Raw genomic sequence first — 1968 nt, 5'->3', positions numbered from 1 at the left:
GGGCGAGCAGCGCCTTCGTCGCCGCAAGGTCTGCAAGGCGCTCCTCGTGCGTCTGCATGTTGCGCACCTTCACCTTGCCCTCGGCCAGCCCGTCGGGCCCGAGCACGGCCACCTGGGCAGCATCCAGCTTGTCGGCCAGCTTGAACTGGCTCTTGAGGCTGCGGTGCTGGTGGTCCATCTCGCCGGCGAACCCGGCGTCGCGCATGGCCTGCACGAGCGAGAACGCCTCCGCCCGCACCGAGTCGTCCACGCAGGCCACGAAGAAGTCGCAGCGCGCGGCCGGAGGGAATGCGCGGCCCGCCGCCTCGAGCGCCAGCACGCAGCGCTCGTAGCCGAGCGCCCAGCCGAAGCCCGGCGTGGGACGGCCGCCCACCTCTTGGGCCAGCTTGTCGTAGCGCCCGCCGCCGCCGATGGCGTTCTGGCTGCCCATGCCCTCGGTCACCTGCACCTCGAACACCGTGCGCGTGTAGTAGTCCAGCCCGCGCACGAGCTTCGAGTCCTCCACGTAGGCGAGCCCCGCGCCGTCCAGATAGGCCTTCACGGCCTCGTAGTGCGCGCGGCAGTCGTCGCACAGGTGGTCGGTGATCTTCGGCGCGCCCTCCATGACGGCGGCGCAGCCGGGGTTCTTGCAGTCGAACGCGCGTAGCGGGTTGATCTCCGCGCGGCGGTTGCACTCCTCGCAGAGCTCGCCCGCATGCTCGGCCATGAACGCGCGCACGGCCTCGCGGTACGCCGGGCGGCACGCCTCGCAGCCCATGGAGTTCACCAGCAGGCGCGTGGACTCCACCGGGATGCCGATAGCCGCGTAGAAGCGCATGAGCATGATGATGCCCTCGGCGTCCACGCTCGGCTCCTCCGCGCCCAGGCACTCGATGCCCACCTGGTTGAACTGGCGCTGGCGGCCCTTCTGCGGGCGCTCGGCGCGGAACATCGGCCCCGCGTACATGAGCTTCGCCGGCTGCGCGCCCTGCGGCACCAGATCGTGCTGCACCACGGCGCGCACGACGCCGGCCGTGCCCTCGGGGCGCAGCGACAGGCGGCTCTTCGCCTTGATGGAGCCGCCGTCCAGGAGCGTCTGCAGGTTCTGGCCCGAGATGGCGGTGAACATCTCCTTCGACACCACGTCGGTGGCCTCGCCGATGCCGCGCACGAACAGCTCCGTCTGCTCGAACAGCGGCGTCTCGATGGGCAGGTAGCCGTAGCGGCCGAAGATGTCGGCAGCCACGGCCTTGAAGTGCGCCCAGAACTTCGCCTCGTCGGGAAGCAGGTCGCGCGTGCCTTCGGGGGATTGTATCGCCATGGAGGGTTCCTTTTCGTCTCGTGCGTTTCGATTGCCCGCTATTGTAGCGCATCCGGAGACCGCGCACGAAGAAGGAACGGTGGCGGCATGCGCGGGGCCCAGGGGGAGGCCTGCCGCGCAGCCGCTTCGAAGTTGTTATCGCGCGCTGCGTCGCGCGCGGTAACGCTCGGCCGCCCGCACGAAGCTGGGGGCCCACATAGGCGAGGCAAGGGCGTTCACGTGCAGGTAGCCGGCCACCACGTTGCCGGTGCACGCGCCGTCGAAGCCGGGCACGATGCCGCGGCCGCGCTCCACCGCGTAGGCGAACCGCAGCGCAGGATCGAGGTCCGTCGCCTGCGAGTGATGGTGCTCGTGGCCCACGAGCACCGCTCCGGGCTCGAGCCAGCCGGCATCCTCGCGGACGACGGCGCGGGCGTAGCCGTGCGCCGTCTGCCGGTCCTGCACGACCGTGTCCAGGCCCAGCACGCCTGCCATGTCGTAGCCCTGGCCGTGGTACACCAGGCGCCGCCCCAGGAACATGAGGCCCCCGCACTCGGCGTACACGGGCAGACCGTGCGCGGCGCGCTCGCGCACGCTGCGTCGCAGGCCCTCGTTGGCGTGCAGCTGCGCGGCGAACACCTCCGGAAAGCCGCCGCCCACGTACAGCCCGTCCGCATCCGGCGGCAGCG

The 1968-nt window shown here is 71.1% G+C and carries 2 protein-coding genes; both read right to left on the bottom strand.

What is annotated here, in order from left to right:
- A partial coding sequence (gene hisS, locus GPA_RS07870) for a histidine--tRNA ligase (RefSeq protein ID WP_041239295.1) occupies positions 1-1300 on the bottom strand: 1300 nt, incomplete at its 3' end.
- A 135-nt stretch (positions 1301-1435) separates the two neighbouring features.
- Positions 1436-1968 (bottom strand): type 1 glutamine amidotransferase family protein (locus GPA_RS19050; protein WP_041239293.1); only part of this gene is annotated, 533 nt, incomplete at its 5' end.

Origin of the sequence: Gordonibacter pamelaeae 7-10-1-b, assembly GCF_000210055.1 — a bacterium.
In the GTDB taxonomy this organism is placed as follows: domain Bacteria; phylum Actinomycetota; class Coriobacteriia; order Coriobacteriales; family Eggerthellaceae; genus Gordonibacter; species Gordonibacter pamelaeae.
Note: the sequence above shows the minus strand (reverse complement) of the source record. Positions and strands in the feature narration are given on the sequence as shown.